Source organism: Microbacterium sp. Soil_C_42 (assembly GCF_057656735.1).
Genome location: NZ_JBDGJU010000001.1, coordinates 35,077 through 54,360, shown reverse-complemented (window position 1 = coordinate 54,360; position 19,284 = coordinate 35,077). Strand labels below are relative to the sequence as shown.

The 19,284-nt window shown below is 70.8% G+C and carries 20 protein-coding genes; 9 read left to right on the top strand and 11 right to left on the bottom strand.

Annotation, left to right across the window (positions count from 1 at the left end; genetic code table 11):
• Positions 1–5 precede the first annotated feature (5 nt).
• Positions 6–1,319, bottom strand: coding sequence for a winged helix-turn-helix domain-containing protein (locus AC3A46_RS00275; RefSeq protein ID WP_487663258.1), 1,314 nt, complete (start codon positions 1,317–1,319; stop codon positions 6–8).
• Positions 1,320–1,405: 86 nt separating this feature from the next.
• Here AC3A46_RS00275 and AC3A46_RS00270 point away from each other — a divergent pair, with 86 nt between their 5' ends.
• Together AC3A46_RS00270 and ilvA are read left to right on the top strand one after the other, a co-directional pair.
• A complete protein-coding gene (locus tag AC3A46_RS00270) occupies positions 1,406–2,596 on the top strand; it encodes an AI-2E family transporter (RefSeq protein WP_487663257.1) in 1,191 nt (396 codons plus the stop codon).
• 8 nt (positions 2,597–2,604) lie between these two features.
• Positions 2,605–3,885: a threonine ammonia-lyase gene (gene ilvA / locus AC3A46_RS00265; RefSeq protein ID WP_487663490.1), complete on the top strand. Its 1,281-nt coding sequence runs from the start codon at positions 2,605–2,607 to the stop codon at positions 3,883–3,885.
• A gap of 49 nt (positions 3,886–3,934) precedes the next feature.
• On the opposite strand, the gene greA is transcribed toward ilvA, so the two are convergent.
• Both greA and AC3A46_RS00255 read right to left on the bottom strand, forming a co-directional pair.
• A complete protein-coding gene (gene greA / locus AC3A46_RS00260; protein WP_045296735.1) occupies positions 3,935–4,426 on the bottom strand; it encodes a transcription elongation factor GreA in 492 nt (163 codons plus the stop codon).
• Positions 4,427–4,557: 131 nt separating this feature from the next.
• Positions 4,558–4,956 (bottom strand): DUF4307 domain-containing protein, encoded by a 399-nt coding sequence (locus AC3A46_RS00255; RefSeq protein ID WP_487663256.1) that lies wholly within the window; start codon positions 4,954–4,956, stop codon positions 4,558–4,560.
• 114 nt (positions 4,957–5,070) lie between these two features.
• On the opposite strand from AC3A46_RS00255, the gene AC3A46_RS00250 reads away from it, so the two are divergent.
• Entirely contained in the window at positions 5,071–5,391 is a 321-nt protein-coding gene (locus AC3A46_RS00250; protein WP_487663255.1) for a hypothetical protein, read from the top strand.
• Positions 5,392–5,505: 114 nt separating this feature from the next.
• Here AC3A46_RS00250 and trhA read toward each other — a convergent pair whose 3' ends face one another.
• Positions 5,506–6,249: a PAQR family membrane homeostasis protein TrhA gene (gene trhA, locus AC3A46_RS00245; RefSeq protein WP_487663254.1), complete on the bottom strand. Its 744-nt coding sequence runs from the start codon at positions 6,247–6,249 to the stop codon at positions 5,506–5,508.
• Positions 6,250–6,361: 112 nt separating this feature from the next.
• Here trhA and AC3A46_RS00240 point away from each other — a divergent pair, with 112 nt between their 5' ends.
• From AC3A46_RS00240 to AC3A46_RS00225, 4 genes are all read left to right on the top strand, one after another.
• Positions 6,362–7,147: an isoprenyl transferase gene (locus AC3A46_RS00240; RefSeq protein WP_487663253.1), complete on the top strand. Its 786-nt coding sequence runs from the start codon at positions 6,362–6,364 to the stop codon at positions 7,145–7,147.
• Positions 7,148–7,192: 45 nt separating this feature from the next.
• Positions 7,193–8,314: an aminotransferase class V-fold PLP-dependent enzyme gene (locus AC3A46_RS00235; protein ID WP_487663252.1), complete on the top strand. Its 1,122-nt coding sequence runs from the start codon at positions 7,193–7,195 to the stop codon at positions 8,312–8,314.
• Between the two features lie 199 nt (positions 8,315–8,513).
• Positions 8,514–9,869, top strand: a complete 1,356-nt coding sequence (phoH2, locus tag AC3A46_RS00230) for an RNA 5'-3' helicase PhoH2 (protein ID WP_487663251.1) — start codon at positions 8,514–8,516, stop codon at positions 9,867–9,869.
• 168 nt (positions 9,870–10,037) lie between these two features.
• A complete protein-coding gene (locus AC3A46_RS00225) occupies positions 10,038–10,790 on the top strand; it encodes a hypothetical protein (RefSeq protein ID WP_487663250.1) in 753 nt (250 codons plus the stop codon).
• A gap of 107 nt (positions 10,791–10,897) precedes the next feature.
• Here the strand turns inward: AC3A46_RS00225 and AC3A46_RS00220 are convergent, their stop codons facing one another.
• From AC3A46_RS00220 to xseA, 7 genes are read right to left on the bottom strand one after another with little or no spacing between them, the layout of a single operon-like run.
• A complete protein-coding gene (locus AC3A46_RS00220; RefSeq protein WP_056368008.1) occupies positions 10,898–11,554 on the bottom strand; it encodes a response regulator transcription factor in 657 nt (218 codons plus the stop codon).
• The gene (locus AC3A46_RS00215; RefSeq protein WP_487663249.1) at positions 11,551–13,053 is read right to left on the bottom strand and encodes a sensor histidine kinase; all 1,503 of its coding nucleotides are present in this window, start codon (positions 13,051–13,053) and stop codon (positions 11,551–11,553) included. Before AC3A46_RS00215 ends, AC3A46_RS00220 begins: the two co-directional genes overlap by 4 nt.
• A gap of 48 nt (positions 13,054–13,101) precedes the next feature.
• Positions 13,102–14,496, bottom strand: a complete 1,395-nt coding sequence (locus tag AC3A46_RS00210; protein ID WP_487663248.1) for a class II fumarate hydratase — start codon at positions 14,494–14,496, stop codon at positions 13,102–13,104.
• 52 nt (positions 14,497–14,548) lie between these two features.
• On the bottom strand, positions 14,549–15,160 hold the full coding sequence (locus AC3A46_RS00205; RefSeq protein WP_487663489.1) for a carbonic anhydrase: 612 nt from the start codon (positions 15,158–15,160) through the stop codon (positions 14,549–14,551).
• A 35-nt stretch (positions 15,161–15,195) separates the two neighbouring features.
• Positions 15,196–15,843, bottom strand: coding sequence for a DUF4245 family protein (locus AC3A46_RS00200; RefSeq protein WP_487663247.1), 648 nt, complete (start codon positions 15,841–15,843; stop codon positions 15,196–15,198).
• Entirely contained in the window at positions 15,843–16,085 is a 243-nt protein-coding gene (locus tag AC3A46_RS00195) for an exodeoxyribonuclease VII small subunit (RefSeq protein WP_056367999.1), read from the bottom strand. The genes AC3A46_RS00200 and AC3A46_RS00195 overlap by 1 nt, the downstream gene beginning before the upstream one ends.
• A gap of 9 nt (positions 16,086–16,094) precedes the next feature.
• Positions 16,095–17,435 carry an exodeoxyribonuclease VII large subunit gene (xseA, locus tag AC3A46_RS00190; protein WP_487663246.1) on the bottom strand — a complete coding sequence of 447 codons (1,341 nt, stop codon included), beginning with the start codon at positions 17,433–17,435 and terminating at the stop codon, positions 16,095–16,097.
• A gap of 157 nt (positions 17,436–17,592) precedes the next feature.
• Between xseA and AC3A46_RS00185 the strand changes: the two genes are divergently transcribed.
• Both AC3A46_RS00185 and AC3A46_RS00180 read left to right on the top strand, forming a co-directional pair.
• The gene (locus AC3A46_RS00185) at positions 17,593–18,633 is read left to right on the top strand and encodes a 4-hydroxy-3-methylbut-2-enyl diphosphate reductase (RefSeq protein ID WP_487663488.1); all 1,041 of its coding nucleotides are present in this window, start codon (positions 17,593–17,595) and stop codon (positions 18,631–18,633) included.
• Complete coding sequence (locus AC3A46_RS00180) at positions 18,630–19,199, top strand: DUF6264 family protein (protein WP_487663245.1); 570 nt, start codon at positions 18,630–18,632, stop codon at positions 19,197–19,199. Before AC3A46_RS00185 ends, AC3A46_RS00180 begins: the two co-directional genes overlap by 4 nt.
• Positions 19,200–19,284 lie beyond the last annotated feature (85 nt).

Genomic DNA, 19,284 nt, shown 5'->3' with positions numbered 1-19,284 from the left:
CCGGATCAGCCCGCGAGCTCCTCGACATCGAAGTCGCGCACGTCCGCCCCGAGCTCGTCCGCGGCGAGCGGCACCGGCTCGGCCGGACCCGCCTCGTGGCGCGTCGCCTCGGGCAGGACCCGGGCGAGGTCGTCGGTGGCGTCGCCCCAGCGGGAGACGGAGAGGGATTCGAGTCCTTGCCAGGACGCGGCGAGCCGGAGTTCCTGGGCGAGGCGCGGCGCAGCATCGGCGGGGGCGCCGTGCTCCCACCACGCGGACTGCACGAGCAGCGTCGAGGCGGCGCGGTCGGCCTTCAGATCGACGCGGCCGACGATGTCGTCGCCGACGAGGACAGGCAGCGAGTAGTAGCCGAACCGGCGACGCGGCGCGGGCGTGTAGATCTCGATGCGGTACTCGAAGTCGAAGAGCCGCTCGGCACGATCGCGGAACCACACGACAGGGTCGAACGGGGTCAGGATCGCGGCGGCATCGATCTTTCGCGGCACCACGGCGTCGGCGTGCAGCCACGCTTTGGCCGGGCGACCAGCGGTCGTCCACCCTTCGACGGTGATCGGGTGCAGCTCGCCGGCGTCGACGAGGTCATCCAGGGCGGCCGTGACGGCCTTGCGGTCGGCGATGCGCCAGTAGTCGGCGATGTCGGCGGCGGTGGCAACGCCGTAGGCGCGCGCCGCGCGACGCGTGAGCTCACGCACGGCCTCGTCACGGGGGACCGGCGCGTCGAGCACATGACGCGGGATCACCTGCTCGGCGAGGCCGTACCGCCGCTCGAAGCCCCGGCGGCCGGCGATCGCCACCTCGCCGAACATCCACAGGTACTCGAGGGCCTGCTTGACGACGTCCCAGTCCCACCAGGGACCTCGCGCGCTCTCTTTGGCGTCGTGCTCGATCTGAGCCGGGCGCAGCGGCCCGCGATCGGCGAGCTCGGCACGCACCCAGTCCACGATGTCGCGGTTCGCGTCGAACCAGCCGCCGGGCCTGCTGCCGTACTTCGCCCGCATGGCCTGCATGCGGAAATCGAACAATCCCCAGTCGCCGGCGGGGATGAAGGCCGCGACGTGGGCCCAGTACTCGACGTAGGGCGAGCGCCGCGCGAACAGCAGGCGGTCGAGCGCGGCGGTGTCGTAGGCGCCGACACGCGAGAACAGCGGCATGTAGTGGGAGCGGGCGAAGACGTTGACCGAGTCGATCTGCAGCGTCGCCATGCGTGCCAGCGCGCCGTTCAGCTGCCGGGTGCCGGCCGCGGCGGGCCGGGGTCGCCCGAAACCCTGGGCGGCGAGAGCCACGCGGCGCGCCTCTGCGGCGCTGAGTGAGGACTTCACGCGCGCCAGCGTAGCCCGGGGCTCAGACATCGCGCCCGCCCGCCGTCCATGACCGGCGCGGAATGCGACGCGCCTAGACTGGGCTGATGAGCGGCTCCGACGATAAGCCCCGCGGCTCCATCTTCGACGCCGTCCGCGACCGCAGCCGGGTCGTCTCCACCGAGACCTCCGCCGCGGTCCCGCGCGGCCTCCGCCTCGCGACCGCCTACTCGTGGCGCCTCATCGTGGTCGCCGCGGCGATCGGGGTCGGCGTATGGCTGGTCATCCAGCTGAAGCTGCTGGTGATCCCGCTGCTCATCGCCATACTCATCACCGCCCTGCTGTGGCCCGCCTTCACCTGGATGCTGCGGCGCCGCGTGCCACGCTGGCTGGCGATCGTCATCTCCGTGGTGGGCACCGTCGCGATCGTGACGGGTCTGCTGTGGCTCGTGGTCTGGCAGATCATGCGGCAGTGGGACTCGGTGCAGGCGAGCACCGTCGCCGCGGTCGAGCAGTTCCGGCAGTACCTCGTCGACGGACCTCTCCACCTGAGCGAGGACCAGATCGACGACCTCCTCGCGCAGGGCTGGACGTTCCTGCAGCAGCAGGCCGAGCTGCTGTGGTCGGGCGCGCTCGCCATCGGCTCGACGATCGGCCACGTCGTGACCGGCGCCGTGCTGGCGTTCTTCATCCTGCTGTGCCTGCTCGCCGACGGCGCGGGCATCTGGCGCTGGACCCTGAGGCTGTTCCCCAAGAAGGCGCGACCCGCCGCCGACGGCGCCGGCCGCGCCGGGTGGATCACCGTCGTCAACTACGCGCGCACGCAGCTGCTCGTCGCGACGATCGACGCCATCGGCATCGGTCTGGGCGCTGCGCTGCTCGGGGTGCCCCTGGCGATCCCCGTGGCCGTGCTCGTGTTCCTCGGCGCGTTCGTCCCGATCGTCGGTGCCGTGGTCACCGGAACCGTCGCCGTGTTCCTCGCGCTCGTGTACAACGGTCCGTGGATCGCGCTGTGGATGCTCGTGGTCGTCCTCGGCGTGCAGCAGCTCGAAGGCCACGTGCTCCAGCCGCTCCTCATGGGCTCCGCCGTCAAGGTCCACCCGCTCGCAGTGGTGCTCGTGGTCGCGGGCGGCGCCATGATCGCCGGCATCCCGGGAGCCCTCTTCGCCGTGCCGCTCGCCGCGTTCGTCAACGTGGTGGCGGTCTACCTCGCCGAACGCGCGTGGGAGACCGGCGTCAGACCCACCGGGGATCTCATCTGGAGCACCGTCCCCCGGCAGAGGAGAGTGCGTTCGTGACCACCGCCATGTCATCCGCCGATCAGGCCGCCGAGACCCCGCCCGCCCCCGCAGCACTCGCCTCGGCGGTCCCGACGCTCGCGGACTTCGAGGATGCCGCCGCCACGCTCGAGGGCCTCATCGCGCACACCCCGCTCGATGCCTCGCTGCACCTGTCGGACGTCCTGGGCGTGCCGGTGCACCTCAAGCTCGAGAACCTGCAGCGGACCGGGTCGTTCAAGATCCGCGGCGCGACCTACCGGCTTTCGCGGCTGACCGCCGAGGAGCGCGCCCGCGGTGTCGTGGCCGCCTCAGCCGGCAACCACGCTCAGGGCGTGGCGCTCGCGGCGAAGGCGCTCGGCATCCACGCGACCATCTTCATGCCGCTCGGCGTGCCGGTGCCGAAGCTCCTCGCCACGCGAGGGTACGGCGCCGACGTCGTTCTCGAGGGGGCCACCGTCGAGACGCCGCTGCGCCTCGCCGCGGAGTTCGCCGAGCGCACGGGCGCCGTCTTCATCCACCCGTTCGACCACCACGACGTCATCGCCGGGCAGGGCACGCTGGGCCTCGAGCTCATGGATGAGCTGCCCGACCTCGACACCGTCGTGCTGGGGATCGGCGGAGGAGGACTCGTCGCCGGCGTCGCCGCCGCGGTCAAGGCGCGCGCCGCGGCCGAGGGCCGCACGGTGCGGGTCATCGGCGTGCAGGCCGAGAACTCCGCTGCGTATCCGGCGTCGCTCGAGGCGGGGCATCCGCTGGAGGTCCCGACATCGCCGACGATCGCGGACGGCATCGCGGTCGCCCGTCCGGGGGACCTGCCGTTCGAGATCATCCGTGATCTCGTCGACGAGGTCGTGACGGTGACGGAGGACGACATCGCCCGCGCCCTGCTCGTGCTGCTCGAACGCGCCAAGCAGGTCGTCGAGCCCGCAGGAGCGGTGGGCGTCGCGGCGATCCTGGCGGGCAAGGTCGTCGCGTCCGGCCCGACCGTCACGGTGCTCTCGGGCGGCAACATCGACCCGCTGCTGCTCCAGCGGGTCGTCGCGCACGGGCTCGCGGCATCCGGTCGGTACATGACGCTGCGCATCCCGCTGCCGGATCGCCCCGGGCAGCTCGCGCGCGTGTCGGAGCTGCTGGCGATCGCCGGGGCGAACGTCATCGAGGTGCTGCACACCCGCCACGGGCAGGGTATCCAGATCAGCGAGGTGATCCTGCAGCTGAGTGTGGAGACGCGGGGTGAGGAGCACCGCGCGCACGTCATCTCGGTGCTCGAGGACGCGGGCTACGCGCCCACGGTCGTTCCCGACTAGGCGAGGCCGCGCCCGGCGGCCTCAGAGGAGTCCCTGAGGCCGCATCCGGTCACTGTCCGTTGTAGGTCTCGACCTTGACGATCTCGACGGCGATCTCACGGCCGTTGGGGGCGGTGTACGACGTCTTCTCGCCCTCCTTGCGGCCGAGGATCGCGACGCCCAGGGGCGAGGCCTCGCTGTACACGTCGAGTTCGGAGCCGACGGCGATCTCGCGGTTGCCGAGCAGGAAGACCTCCTCGCCGCCCGCCACGATGGCGGTGATGACGGTGCCCGGCTCGACGACGCCGTTGCTCTCCGGCGCCTCGCTGACCGTCGCGGTCTTGAGCAGGTGCTGAAGCGTGCGGATGCGGGCCTCCTGCTTGCCCTGCTCGTCCTTGGCGGCGTGGTAGCCGCCGTTCTCCTTGAGGTCGCCTTCTTCGCGCGCGGCCTCGATGCGCTTGGCGATCTCCTCGCGGCCGGTGGTCGAGAGGTGCTCGAGCTCGGCGGCCAGGCGATCGTAGGCGTCCTGGGTGAGGAAGGTCACGGGGGCGTCGGTGGACACGGCTGACTCCTTCGTTGGGCCCGCTGCCGACCGCAGTGGTGCGGGCATAAACCGAACGCCCCGGCTCACGGCCAGGGCGCGATCGTGCTGATGTCTCGCCAGACTACGTCACGGCGTCTGTTCGGACAAACTCACTCGGAGAGCACCCAGCACGAATTCACGAACCCGGTGGTGGCGAGCGCGGTCGTCGGGATCGTCTCGCGGAAGGCGCGCGCGTGGAGCTCGGATGCCGGCAGCTCCACGACCCGCCAGCCCACCACGCCATGCTCCTGGTCCTGCGCCTCGATCCCGCACGCGACCGCAGCGCCGGGGGGACTGCTGATCTGGAACCCGAGCGTCACGGAGTGCTCGTCGACGACGTCGAACGATGTCGTGTCCGAATCGACGGAGTCGAGCGAGCCTCGCACCGTGAACCAGCCGAAGAGGCCCACGACGGCCACCGCCACCACGATGCCGGCGCCGATGAGCCAGGCACGTGCAGGGGAGCGGCGGCGGCCGTAGCGCTCGTCGAGCATGTCCTGCGTGGTCACGCCGCTCCTTCGGGCTCGTCTGGTCGGATCGGAAGATTAGGCTGGAACTCCAGGCTATGCGCTCGCGCGCACCCCCGACGACATCGCCCGCCCCGCGGGCAGAGCGAGGACCCCATGCAGCACGCGATCGTCGCACTCCTGTCCGCAGCGACGACTCCGACTCCGACGCCCACGCCCGAGGTCGATCCGAACCTCGTGAGCCCCGGAGTCGTGGGATTCCTCTTCACCGCGCTCATCGCGATCGCCGTGATCTTCCTGATCTGGGACATGATGCGCCGCATCCGACGGGGCCGCGTGCGCGCCGACATCCAGGAGCAGCTCGACGCCGAGGAGCAGGCAGCGCGCGCCACGGAAGCGACCGAGGTCGACGACCAGAGCATCGACCCGGCGGCGCATGACGACCGCGGGGACGCCACGGCGCCGCCCAAGGGCTGAGCCGCCCGGGGCGGTGGCGGTGACGGATGCTGCGGCCCGCGGCTGGGCCCACGCGCCGGAGGATCCACGCAACGCGTCAGCGTTGCGTGCCGGGGCGTGGGGACCGTCTCGTCCTCAGCCCGCGAGCCCCAGCGACGGGGAGTACGGGTGCAGCGCGATGATGAGGCACGCCGTCCAGTGGCAGAGGAACGCGAGCACCGTGCAGACGTGGAAGATCTCGTGGAAGCCGAAGTGGCCGGGCCACGGGTTGGGACGCTTCAGCGCGTAGACGACGGCGCCGCCGGTGTAGAGCAGGCCGCCGATGGCGACGAGGACCATCATGGCCGCACTGGCCTGGAACAGCGGAACGATGTACATGACGGCCGCCCATCCCAGCAGGAGATAGAGGGCGACGTAGAGCCAGCGGGGCGCGTTGATCCAGAACACGCGGAACAGGATGCCGAGCAGCGCGCCGCTCCAGACGAGGACCAGCAGCAGCGCCCCCTGCTGGGGCGGCAGTGCGAGCACCGCGATCGGAGTGTAGGTGCCCGCGATCAGCAGCACGATGTTGGCGTGGTCGATGCGCTTGAGGATCGCCTTGGTCTTCGGCTTCCAGTTGAACCGGTGGTACAGCGCGGAATTGCCGAAGAGCAGCAGCGAGGTGGCCATGAACACCGCCGACGCCCATTTCGCCGGCGCGCCCTCAGCGAGAACGATGAGCACGATGCCGGCCGCGATCGCGATGGGGAAGGTCGCCGCGTGGATCCAGCCGCGCCACGTCGGCTTGAGGTCGTGGGTCGCGGCGTCGACGGCCGCGGCATCCATCAGCGGCAGCACGGGGACCTCAGGGGCCCGGGGAATACTGCGACGACGGCTCATGTCCCCAGCGTAGAGGGGCGCGCATGCCGCGGAGGGAACATGCTCGATCGCAGGGGAAGCGGTACGTGGCCCCACGCTAGGGGCCGCGTCGCGTGGGAGGTAGCGTAGGCATGTGGCGCGCGGCGAGACGAACGAGGGCAGGGGGCCCCTCTACCGGCTCTACATCAACCGCCTGCGCCGACGCCTGGACCCGGCATCCGTTCCCCGCCACCTCGCGATGATGATCGACGGGAACCGCCGGTGGGCCAAGCAGCTCGGTTACGACTCCGCCGCGCACGGCCACCGCGCGGGCGCGGCCAAGATGAAGGAGTTCCTCCGCTGGTGCGACGACGTGGGCATCCGCGTCGTATCTCTGTACCTGCTGTCCAACGACAACCTGCGCAGACGCGATTCCCGCGAGCTCTCCGATCTCATCGAGATCATCGCCGAACTCGCCGACGAGCTCTCGCACGAGCGCGACTGGCGGGTGAAGCACGTCGGCCGGGCGGACGCGCTGCCGGCGGACCTGCGACGCGTCCTCGCCGACGTCGAGACCCGCACCAAGGACAACGCGGGGATGCACGTCAACCTCGCGGTCGGCTACGGCGGCCGGGGCGAGATCGTCGACGCCGTGCGCAGCATCATCGCCCAGCACGATGAGCGCGGGGGATCGCTCGAGGAGCTGGCGGCGAGCCTCACGCCCGAGCAGATCGGCGAGCATCTCTACACCGGAGGACAGCCCGATCCCGACCTCGTCATCCGCACGTCGGGGGAGCAGCGGCTGAGCGATTTCCTCCTGTGGCAGTCAGCCCACTCGGAGTTCTATTTCGTCGAGGCTCTCGGCCCGGATCTGCGCGAGGTGGACTTCCTCCGTGCCATCCGCGACTTCGCCTCGCGTGACCGTCGGTACGGCGGTTGACCGGCCGCTCACACCGCTGATCGCACCTCTGCCAGAATGATCCGCGTGACGGATCTGGACTCATATCTGGCGTCGTTCGATGGGGAACCGGGGTATCTGGACTGGGCGGCGTTCGGGCCGCTCTCGCCTGCGGTCCGCAGCGAGGCGCAGGCAGACACCGAGCTGCTCGGCTCGGGCCGGCGGACGAGCATCGAACTCGTGGCAGACCACGCGCGAGAGGCCCGCGAGCTGGTCGCGGAGCTGATCGGCACGGATGCCTCGCACGTGGTGCTGCAGCCGTCCACGACGTACGGTCTCATGCACGCCGTCTACGGACTGACGGGCGGCCTCATGCTCGGCCGCGGCGAGTTCCCGAGCCTGACGGTGGCGGCCACGCGCGCGTCCGAGGCGTTCGGCTCGGTGCAGCTGCAGTGGGTCGAGCCGGCCGACGGGTTCATGACGCCCGACGCGATCCGCTCCGCCCTGTCGGACGACACCCGTGCGGTGGCGGTCAGCCTCGTCGACTTCCGCACGGGGTACCGCGCCGATCTGTCGGCGATCCGCGAGGTGATCGGCGATCGACTGCTCATCGTCGACGCCATCCAGGGATTCGGCGCGGTCGAGGCCGACTACCTGGCAGCGGACGTCGTCTGCGGCAACGGCTACAAATGGCTTCGCGCGGGGCGGGGGACAGGGTTCGCGTGGTTCGGCGATCGTGCGCTCGAGCGCATCGCGCCCGTCCTGTCGGGCTTCCAGGGCGTGGAGGGCGACCTGCCGCTGGACACCGTGCCCGTGCCCGCCGCATCGGCACGGGCCTTCTCGGTGGCCGGAATCGACACGCTCGCCGCCGCGCGCCTGGCGACGGCGCTGCGCGAAGTGGTCGATGTGGGCGTGGCCGGCATCGAGTCGGCACTGGCTGCGCGGGCGAGCGACGTCATCTTCTTCGCGGATCGCTACGAGGTGCCGGTGGTCACCCCCAGGGAGCCCGAGCGCCGCGCGGGCATCGTGACCCTGGAGCCCTCTGCGCAGGACGCGGCGCCCCTCGCCGCATCCTTGGCGAACCACGGCCTCACCGTCACGACGCGGGCCGGCCGTATCAGGGTCTCCCCGCACGTCGGCACCGGCGCCGACACGCTGCGGCTGTTCGGCGACGCCCTCGCCGCCTTCTCGTCGGCGCGCGTCTGGTGACCGGGGATCCGCTGGTGCAGCATCCGTTCACCGACATGTCACGAATTCGTGGCGTGTCGAGCGCGTCCGACGACGTGGCGCGGTCGTAGCGTGAGCGCATCGGGCAAGGAGCCCGGTCGAGTCGGCCTTCCGGATCGCGACTCGTGACCAATGGTCGACTCGTGACTGCCGGGTGAACCACCCGGGGCGGGAGTGGGTTGTGACCACACGAGCACCACACGAGCAGCGCAGTCAGGACCTCGAGCGGGTCGCCGATTCCGATCAGGATCTGCGGACCTATGTACTCGACACGTCGGTGCTGCTGAGCGATCCGCGGGCGTTCTTCCGTTTCGCCGAGCACAGCGTCGTGATCCCCGTCGTGGTGATCACGGAGCTGGAGGGCAAGCGGCATGATCCCGAGATCGGCTACTTCGCCCGGCAGGCACTGCGCCATCTCGACGAACTCCGCGTCGAGCACGGGCGCCTCGACTTTCCCGTTCCCGTCGGTCAAGGCGGCACGCTTCGCGTCGAACTGAACAACACCGATGCGACGGTGCTCCCCTCGGGGATGCGGCTCGGCGACAACGACAGCCGGATCCTCGCGATCGCGATGCATCTCGCCCAGGACGGGCAGGAGGTCACCGTCGTCTCGAAGGACCTGCCGATGCGGGTCAAGGCGGCGTCGCTCGGCATCACCGCGGAGGAGTACCTCGCCGAGCAGGCGGTCGATTCCGGCTGGACCGGCATCTCCGAGCTCGACGTCTCGGGCGACGACATCAGCGACCTGTACGAGAGCGAAGTCGCCTCCAGCGAGGAGGTGCAGGGGCTCCCGGTGAACACCGGCCTGATCATCCATTCCGAGCGGGGATCGGCGTTGGGGCGGGTCGTCGGTGACGGCGAGTACCGCCTGGTGCGCGGCGACCGCGAGGTCTTCGGCCTCCACGGACGGTCGGCCGAGCAGCGGATCGCCATCGACCTGCTGCTCGATCCCGAGGTCGGCATCGTCTCGCTCGGCGGCCGTGCCGGCACCGGAAAGTCGGCTCTCGCGCTGTGCGCGGCTCTGGAAGCGGTGCTCGAACGACAGCAGCAGCGCAAGATCATCGTGTTCCGGCCCCTGTTCGCCGTCGGCGGCCAGGAGCTCGGCTACCTGCCGGGGGACCAGCAGGAGAAGATGAACCCGTGGGGCCAGGCTGTCTTCGACACGCTCGGCTCCGTGGTCTCGACCAACGTGCTCGACGAGGTGGTCGAAAGGGGCCTCCTCGAGGTGCTTCCGCTGACGCACATCCGCGGACGTTCGCTGCACGACGCGTTCGTGATCGTCGACGAGGCGCAGTCGCTCGAGCGCAACGTGCTGCTGACGGTGCTCAGCCGCATCGGGCAGAACTCGCGCGTCGTCCTGACCCACGACGTGGGCCAGCGCGACAACCTGAGGGTGGGCCGGCATGACGGCGTCGCATCGGTCATCGAGACGCTCAAGGGTCATGCGCTGTTCGGCCACGTGACGCTCGTGCGGTCTGAGCGGTCGGCCATCGCCGCGCTCGTCACCGACCTGCTGGAGGCCGGCGAACTGGCTTGAGAGCCGCCGTCATCAGCTGACGACGCAGCGGGCCGGGGTGTCGGATCCCGGCCCGCTGCGCCGTGTGAGCATGAGGAAAGTCTCATCGGCCACGGCGCATACCGCGCGATCGGTCTGTCACCATTGATGAGGGGAAACGATTCCGCGCACACGGAGGGCAGGCGAGAATTGCAGGCACGCACGGGCCTCGTGATCGGCGGCATGACCGCTGTCGCGGCGAGCATCGCCGTCGTGACTGCCGTCGCCCTCGCGAACACCGCGGCCCTGGCCGACTCCGCAGGCACGAGCGTCGCCTCCCAGCGCGTCGTCGTCCCGGCGGCGGCCTCCCCCTCGGCGACGCCCCATCCCACGCCGGCCGCGACGCCCGACGCCCTCATCCCCTCGGCCGAGCCCGAAGTGGTCCAGGCGCCCGCCCCTGTCGAGGTCGCCCCGCCCGAGTCGACCAGCACGCGCACTCCTGCGAGCGCGGCGCCCGAGGCAGCCGCGCCCGCCGCCCCGGCTCCTCCCGCAGCACCGGCCGACATGGAATCTGCCATCGCCGCCGCCAAGGCTGCGGGCACGTGGGACGCGCTGCGCAGCTGGGCAGCCTCGCATGGCTGGTCGAGCGGACGCCTCGATGCGCTGATCGCACGTCTGGAGCGTGAGATCGCCGGCCAGAACGAGCAGGGCGACGGGAACAACTCGGTCGACTCGAACACCTCGAGCGGATCCTCCAGTCAGCGGCAGGGCATCGTGCAGGCTCCGGCCCCGGAGCCCAAGGCCCCCGCGCAGCCGCCTCAGAAGCAGCAGAATCAGTCCGGTCAGCAGTCGACCGGTCAGACGCCTCCCGCGCACGCGGGATCGAACGTCGGAAACGGCAACGGCGCCGGCAACGACGGGAAGAAAGACCAGTCGCGCAATTCCCCAGACAAGCGCGACTGACAACGGTCGGATCCCCCAGTCCGGCCCTTCACAGCCCCCGGTGTCCCCCAGCACCGGGGGCTTCTTCCTGCCCCGGCGGGACACCCGTCATGGGGTCCCGGACGGGCTCACTCCCAGCGGTAGCCGGCGCCGCGGACCGTGACGATGTGGTCGGCGCCCAGCTTGCCGCGCAGGTACCGCACGTAGACGTCGACCACGTTGGAACCGGGATCGAAGTCGAGTCCCCACACGCGGCTCAGCAGCTGCTCCCGGCTGAGCACGCGGCCGGGGTTGCGCAGGAACTGCTCCGCGAGTGAGAACTCGCGCGCCGACAGGTCGACCTCGCGGCCGCCGACGGTCGCGCGTCGCGCGAGGATGTCGAGCACGACGTCGCCGTGCGAGATCGCGACGCCGGGCTGCGGCACGCTCTCGCGCAGGCGCGACCGCACCCGCGCGAGCAGCTCTTCGAACGTGAACGGCTTCGGGACGTAGTCGTTGGCGCCCGCGTCCAGGCCGGTCACGGTGTCGCGCGTGCTGGATCGGGCGGTGAGCATGATCACGGGCACCGCAGAACCGCGGGCTCGCAGTTCGCGCAGCACCTCGAAGCCGTCCATCGTGGGCAGGCCGACGTCGAGGAGCACGAGGTCGGCATCGCCGCGCAGTGCCGACTCGAGTCCTTCCGGGCCGTCCTCGAACACGAGCGTCTCGTAGCCGGCGGCCTCGAGGCCACGACTGACGAACGCGGCGATCCGAGGTTCGTCCTCGACGATGAGGATCCTGGTCATCCGGCGGCCTCCCGTTGCAGCACGTCTCCGGCACGCACCGGTGCCGGCAGTTCGGCCTCCGTCGGAGGCAGGTGGATCGTGAACGTGGCGCCGCCTCCCGGCGTATCGGTGACGACGCAATGCCCGCCGTGCCCCTTCGCGATCGCATCCACGATGGCGAGGCCGAGACCCGACCCGCCCACCGAGCGCTTGACGTGCGCGCGGTCGAATCGGCGGAAGATGCGGGCCCGGGCTCCGGGCGGGATGCCGGGCCCGTGGTCGCGTACCCAGAGCCGTGAGCCGTCGTCGGAGTGGGCGCTGCCGATCTCGATCGGACTGCCCTCGGGCGTGTATTTGGCGGCGTTGTCGGCGAGCTGCAGCCACGCCTGCAGCAGGCGGTCCTGGTCGCCCACGGTGACTCCTTCGGCGCGGGCCTCGACCGTCCAGCTGTGGCCGGGGATGACGGCGACGAGCTCGCCCACCCGCTCGGTGAGCCCGGCGAGGTCGACGGTCTCGAGGCTGTACGAGTCCGCCTCGGCGGTGGCCAGCAGGTCGATGTCCTCGACGAGGCGGGTGAGCCGGTCGAGCTCCGCGATGCCGATGTCCCGGGCGGACGCCACATCCGCAGCATCCTGCGGGTTCATGAGTTCGAGGTGACCCCGCACGATCGTGATGGGCGTCTTCAGCTCGTGGCGCACGTCGTCGAGGAGCTGACGCTGCACGTCGACCGAATCCTCCAGGCGATCGAGCATCGAGTTGACCGTGCGGGACAGGTCGGCGATGTCGTCGTTGCCCTGGGGCTCGAGCCGATGCGAGAGGTCGGTGATCGAGATGGCGTCGGCCGTCTCGCGGAGGCGCCGAATCGGCGACAGCAGCCGCCCGGTGACGAACCATCCCACGATCCCGATCGCGAACAGCACCGCGACCGCCGCGATCACATACGTCGTCATGGCGAAGGTCACCGGCTGGAGCTCCGCGCCGAGATCGACCGCGCGAACGTACATCCCCTCGCGGGCATCGCCGGCCATGCTCACCGGGATCGCGATGTAGCGCAGCGAACCCTGGTCGGTCACCGCCGTTCCCATGTGCGGCGTGCCGTCAGCGGTCTCTTCGACGACACGGTCGATGAGCTGCTGGTTCTTCGCGATCGGGATTCCCGTGAGCGTGGACGGCACCCACCTCGGCACGCCGTCGATCAGCGCCAGCGAGCCTTCGTTGCGCGCGGGCACCAGGCGCGCCACCACCGCGTTCAGGTAGTCGTCGACGTTCTGGAAGTCACTCTCGTCGAGCTCCTCCGTCGCCGCGGACGCACCGTCGGTCGCGTCGGCGGAGTCGCCCTCGGCCACGGTCTCGAGCGACGCGACCTGGGCTTTGAGTCGCTCGTTGACGCCACCCAGCGCCTGCTCGCGCTGCACCAGGAACGTGACGCTGCCCACGATCGCGAGACCCACGCACGCGACGGCCAGGATCGCGGCGAGGATCCTGACGCGCGCGGGAACCGGGCGGGGCGTTCGGGCCATGACCCGATTATCCCGCCGACGCACGGCTTCCGGCATCGGGTGGGCGGATCAGCCCGGGTGCGTCATCGAGAGAAGGTCGAGCTTCTCGTCGAGCTGCTCGAGCGTGAGCTCGCCGCGCTCCACGTAGCCGAGGTCGATCACAGCCTCGCGCACCGTGATGCCCTTCGCGACGGAGTGCTTGGCGATCTTGGCGGCGGCCTCGTAGCCGATGAGCTTGTTGAGCGGCGTGACGATCGACGGCGACATGCCGGCGTACGCGGCGGCGCGCTCGACGTTCGCCTCGAGCCCGGCGATGGTCTTGTCGGCGAGGACGCGCGAGGTGTTCGCGAGCAGCTCGATCGACTCGAGCACCGCGCTGCCCATGATCGGGATGGCGACGTTGAGCTCGAAGGCACCGGAGGCGCCTGCCCACGCGACGGTCGCGTCGTTGCCGATGACGCGTGCGCAGACCATGAGCGTGGCCTCGGGGATCACCGGGTTGACCTTGCCGGGCATGATCGACGAGCCAGGCTGCAGATCGGGGATGTGGAGCTCGCCCAGGCCCGTGTTCGGGCCCGAGCCCATCCAGCGGAGGTCGTTGTTGATCTTGGTCAGCGACACCGCGATGGTGCGGAGGGCGCCGGATGCCTCGACCAGCCCGTCGCGGTTGGCCTGGGCTTCGAAGTGGTCCTTGGCCTCGGTGATCGGCAGCTCGGTGTCGGAGACGATGAGTTCGATCACGCGCTGCGGGAAGCCGAGCGGCGTGTTGATGCCGGTGCCGACCGCGGTCCCGCCGAGGGGGACCTCTGCGACGCGGGGGAGCACCGCCTGCACTCGCTCGATGCCGAGACGGATCTGGCGGGCGTAGCCGCCGAACTCCTGGCCGAGGGTGACGGGAGTCGCGTCCATGAGGTGGGTGCGGCCCGACTTCACGACGGTCTTCCAGAGGTCGGCCTTCGCCTCGAGGGCGACGGCCAGGTGGTCGAGCGCGGGGATCAGGTCGTCGATGAGCTCCTGCGTCACGGCGATGTGCACCGAGGTGGGGAACACGTCGTTGGACGACTGGGACGCGTTGACGTGGTCGTTCGGGTGCACGGTGGCGCCCAGCGCCTGCGTGGCGAGGGTCGCGAGCACCTCGTTCATGTTCATGTTCGACGACGTGCCGCTGCCGGTCTGGTAGACGTCGATCGGGAACTGGTCGGCGAACTCGCCGGCGATGATGCGGTCGGCCGCGCCGGAGATGGCGTCTGCGATGGCGCCGTCCAGTGTGCCGAGCTCCTTGTTCGCGAGGGCCGCGGCCTTCTTGATGCGGGCGAGCGCGACGATCTGCGCGGGCTCGAGCCGGTCGCCGGAGATGGGGAAGTTCTCCACGGCGCGCTGGGTCTGCGCGGCGTAGAGCGCGTTCTTGGGCACGCGCACCTCGCCCATGGTGTCGTGCTCGATGCGGTACTCGATGTCGGTCACGTCGTTGTTCCTCACGTGTCGGTACAGGGGATGTCTTGGCAGAGCTGGGTGTTCAGGCGGCGTCGGTGATGCCGACGATGACGTCGGGCACCGCGGTGCCTTCGCCGAGGCGGTAGTTGGCGCCGACGATCGCGAGGCGCCCCTCGGCGACGGCGGAGCTGATCAGCTCGGAGGAGTGGAGCAGCTCGCCGACGGTGTCGCGAAGATGCTCGCGGCCGACCTCTTCGGGGTCGATCACGTCGGGGTACACGCCGTCCACGGCGGACGCCCGCTGGACGCGGCGCACCGCGGGCACGATCGGCGAGATCAGCCGCCAGATGTGCGGGGGCAGCGGATCTGCGTCGGGGCTGGTGCTATCGATCGCCGCGCGGACGGCGCCGCACGCGTCGTGGCCCAGCACCACGATGAGGGGCACTTCGAGCACCGCGACGGCGTACTCGAGGCTGCCCACGACGGACTCGGAGACGACCTGGCCCGCGTTGCGGACGACGAAGAGGTCGCCGAGGCCCTTGTCGAAGATGATCTCCGCCGCCAGGCGCGAGTCCGCGCAGCCGAAGAGGGCGGCACGGGGGCGCTGCCCTCCCGCGAGTTCATGCCGGGTGTCGACGTCCTGCCGGGGGTGGCGGGGTTCGCCGGCGACGAAGCGCGCGTTGCCGCGCTGCATCTCCTGCCAGGCCTTCGCGGGGGTGGGCTGATCGGTCACTCGGCCTCCTGGCGCAGTGCGGTGATCTGGTCGGTGACGGAGCGTGCCGTCTCTTCGAGGGCGGTCTCGCCCGCGGCGCCGTAGATGAGCACCGTGTCGGTGCCGGCGTCGGTGGCCAGCGCGACCGAGATGTTCCCGGTGCGGTCGGGGTCGAGCTCGTAGCGCTCCCACGTGATGCCGTCGATCGTGACGGTGTCCTGCGGGGCGGAGCCCGAGAGCACGCGGGCCGGCCACGACTCGTCGGCGTCGAATCCCTGGGCGACGCGCAGGAAGCCGCGTTCGTCCTCCTGGGCGGGGGCGTAGACGACCGTGAACGCGCGGACCCCGCCGTTGCCCTCGATGCCGGCGCGGTTCACGATCCACCCGTCGGACATCTCCGGGGTGATGACCGTGCGGCCTTCGGAGGCGGCGACGCCCTCCGCGACCGCGGCGACGTCGATCGCTTCGCGCGGCGGGGGCGTGCCGCGGGGCACGGCGGCGATGATGACGATCACGACCGCCAGCGTCGCGAGCAGCGCCGCGATGAGATTGCGGACGTTCTGACTCGAGCGGTAGATCCGCGACGACTCGGCCTTGCGGTCGGCGGTCTCCTGCGGCGTCTCCGGGCGACCGAGTTCGGCGACGATGCGGGGTTCGCGTGACATCAGAGCGCCTCGCCCTGTGCGCGATCGGCGGAGGCGCGAGCGGCCTCGAGACGGCGCTTGGCGCCCAGCAGCCATTCCTCGCAGCGGGCGGCGAGCGCCTCGCCGCGCTCCCAGAGTGCGAGGGAGTGCTCGAGGGTCGGGGCGCCCTGCTCGAGTTCGGCGACGACGCGGACGAGTTCGTCGCGCGCCTGCTCGAACGAGAGGGCCGCGACGTCCGTGAGGGCGCCGCTCGTCTCAGTCATGGTCACAGTCTATTCGGCCGCGGGACCCGCCCCGCGCCCCGCCCGGTTCGGCTCGGCCTCGTCGTCGGTCCGGTTGTCGTCCTCAGCGATCTCGCCCTCGGAGCGCGCCGCGAACGAGCCGCGCCCGACGGTGACGACGATGGGAGTGGATGCCGGGGCCTGCGCGGCGTCGCGCACGATGACGCCGTCGGCGAGGTGCGCGATCGCGTAGCCGCGGGCCAGCGTCGATGCGGGGGAGAGGGCGCGCAGCGTCGCGCGGAGCTCGGCGGTGCGCTGCTCCTGGACGCGCAGCGACCGGTCGATGCGATCGCGCCCGCGAGCCGCAAGGAGCTCGACCTCGTGCGAGCGGCTCGTCAGCAGCGTCTCGGGGTCGCGCAGCACCGGGCGGGAGCGCAGCTGCTCGAGCTGGGCGATGTCGTGCGAGATGCGCTGCGTGAGCCGCGTGTTCATGCGGGCGCGCAGCTGACCGACGAGCGCGCGCTGCTCCGCGACGTCCGGCACGACGCGCTTGGCGGCGTCGGTCGGGGTCGATGCGCGCAGGTCGGCGACGTCGTCGAGGAGCGGGTGGTCGTTCTCGTGGCCGATGGCGCTGACGATGGGGGTGGATGCCGCCGCCACCGCCCGGAGCAGCCGCTCGTCGCTGAAGCCGAGCAGGGTCTGCGGGTCACCGCCGCCGCGGGCGATGATGATGACGTCGACGTCGGGTGCGGCATCCAGCGCCTTCAGAGCCGCGATCGTCTCGGGAACGCACCGGTCCCCCTGCACAGCCGCGTACTTCGTCTGGAACCGCACCTGCGGCCAGCGCAGCTCGGCGTTGCGATGGACGTCCTTCTCGGCATCCGAGTTCTCGCCGGTGATGAGGCCGATGAGGTGCGGCAGGAAGGGGAGCGGCTTCTTGCGGGAGGGATCGAACAGTCCTTCGGACCGCAGCTGCGCGCGCAGGCGCTCCAGCTTCTCCAGCTGGTCGCCGAGTCCCACATGGCGCATCGCCGAGACGCCGAAGCTGAAGTCGCCGTTCTTCACGAAGTAGTCGGCCTTGACGCACGCGATCACGTGGTCGCCGACCTTCAGGTCGCCGGGCAGCCGGTCCCGCGTGGAGGACCAGATGCGGAACGAGATCGTGGCGTCGGTCGCGAGGTCCTTCAGGCGGCCGAACACGTTGCCGCCCCGCTGGTTCCACCCCGTGATCTCGCCCTCGACCCACACCGAGCCCCAGGTCTGGACGAAACCGCGGATCGTGTCGTTGAGCCGGGCGACGGAGGTCGGCGCCTGCGCCGTGGATTCCCGCGGCGGAACGGAGTCGGCAGGCGGCGGCTCGCCGGGGACGGTGGCGGGCTGGAAACTCGTCATGCGGTCCTTTCATGCCCGGCGCGGGCTGCTCATGCCGGTGAGCCGTCGGGTGTCGCGTGCTCACCGGCGGAGGCCCCGCTCAGGAGCCCGCCCGTAGAATCGAGGGGTGAGCATCAGCACCGCGGGACAGACCCGAACGAGTCAGGCCCCTGTGAGCATGCCCGTCCCGCGGATCCCGCGGCGGCGCGAACCGCTCAAGGATATCGCCGGGACCGGACACAAGCGGGTGCTCCTGGCCTCTCCTCGTGGCTACTGCGCGGGCGTGGACCGCGCCGTCATCGCCGTCGAGAAGGCGCTCGAGCGCTACGGCGCGCCGGTGTACGTGCGCAAGCAGATCGTGCACAACATCCACGTCGTCACCGAGCTCGAGAAGCAGGGGGCCATCTTCGTCGAAGAGGTGGACGAGGTTCCCTCGGGCGCCCACGTCGTGTTCAGCGCGCACGGGGTGTCGCCCGCGGTCGTGAACGCCGCATCCGATCGCGGTCTTCGCGCCATCGATGCGACGTGCCCCCTCGTCACGAAGGTTCATCGCGAGGCGGTGCGCTTCGCGCGCGACGACTTCGAGATCCTCCTCATCGGCCACGTCGGCCACGAGGAGGTCGAGGGCACCGCCGGCGAGGCTCCCGACCATGTCACGATCGTGAACTCGCCCGAGGAGGCCGACACCATCGAGGTGCGCGACCCGTCGAGGGTCGTGTGGCTGTCGCAGACGACGCTCTCGGTCGACGAGACGATGGAGACCGTGCGCCGTCTGCGGGTGCGCTTCCCCGAGCTGCAGGATCCGCCGTCGGACGACATCTGCTATGCGACGCAGAACCGCCAGGTCGCGATCAAGAAGGTCGCGAAGGACGCCGATCTCGTGATCGTCGTCGGGTCGGCGAACTCGTCGAACAGCGTTCGACTGGTCGAGGTCGCGCTGGAGCACGGCGCCAAGGCGGCCTACCGCGTCGACTACGCGGACGAGGTCGAGCAGGCGTGGCTCGAAGGTGTCGAGACCGTGGGCGTCACCAGCGGCGCGTCGGTGCCCGAGGTCCTCGTGCAGCAGGTGCTCGACGATCTCGCCGCCGCCGGCTACCGCGATGTCGAAGAGGTGCGCACGGCCGAGGAAGATCTGCAGTTCTCGCTCCCGAAGGAGCTGCGGACGGATGCTGCCGGCAAGCGCGACGACCGCGCCCTCGGCGGACGGACCCGCGCATGAGTGACGCCGCGAACGCCGAGCCTGATCCGCGTTCGCGTCCGCGTCCCCAGTACGGCGAGTACGCGACGCCGGAGGAGCAGCGGGCGCGCATCCAGGAGCCGGCGCTCTGGCAGCAGGAGCCGATCGCGCCGATCATGACCGAAACCCCGGCCGACGCCATCGCACCCGCTCCTGCCGTCGCCGAGAAGCGTCCGCACCCGGTCGATCGCATCGTGACGTTCGCGCTGCTCGCCTACGGCCTGGTCAACGTGATCACCTCGGTGCCCGCCTTCCTCGACTACGGCTCGTACGCCGAGACGATGCTCGGACTGATGGGCGTCGACGTGCAGCTCTCGGATCCTGCCGCCGCAAAGCCGTGGGCGATCGCTGCTGCGCTCGTCCTCGTGCTCGGCTGGTTCGCCACCGCGGCCCTGTCGGTCTGGAACATGCGCCGCTCGCGCGTGACGTGGTGGATCCCGCTGGTGGGCGGCATCGCCTTCTCGCTGATCGCCGGCGCGCTGATGGTCGCGCCGCTGGCGAACGACCCCGCCGTGTGGCAGGCGCTCCTCGACAGCGCGCGACTGTGACCTTCCGCGGCGCGCGGATCGCGCGTCGTGCGGTCCCGCCGTCGCGGGTCCATACTCACAGGTGACGGCGCGGGCGCGCGGCGGA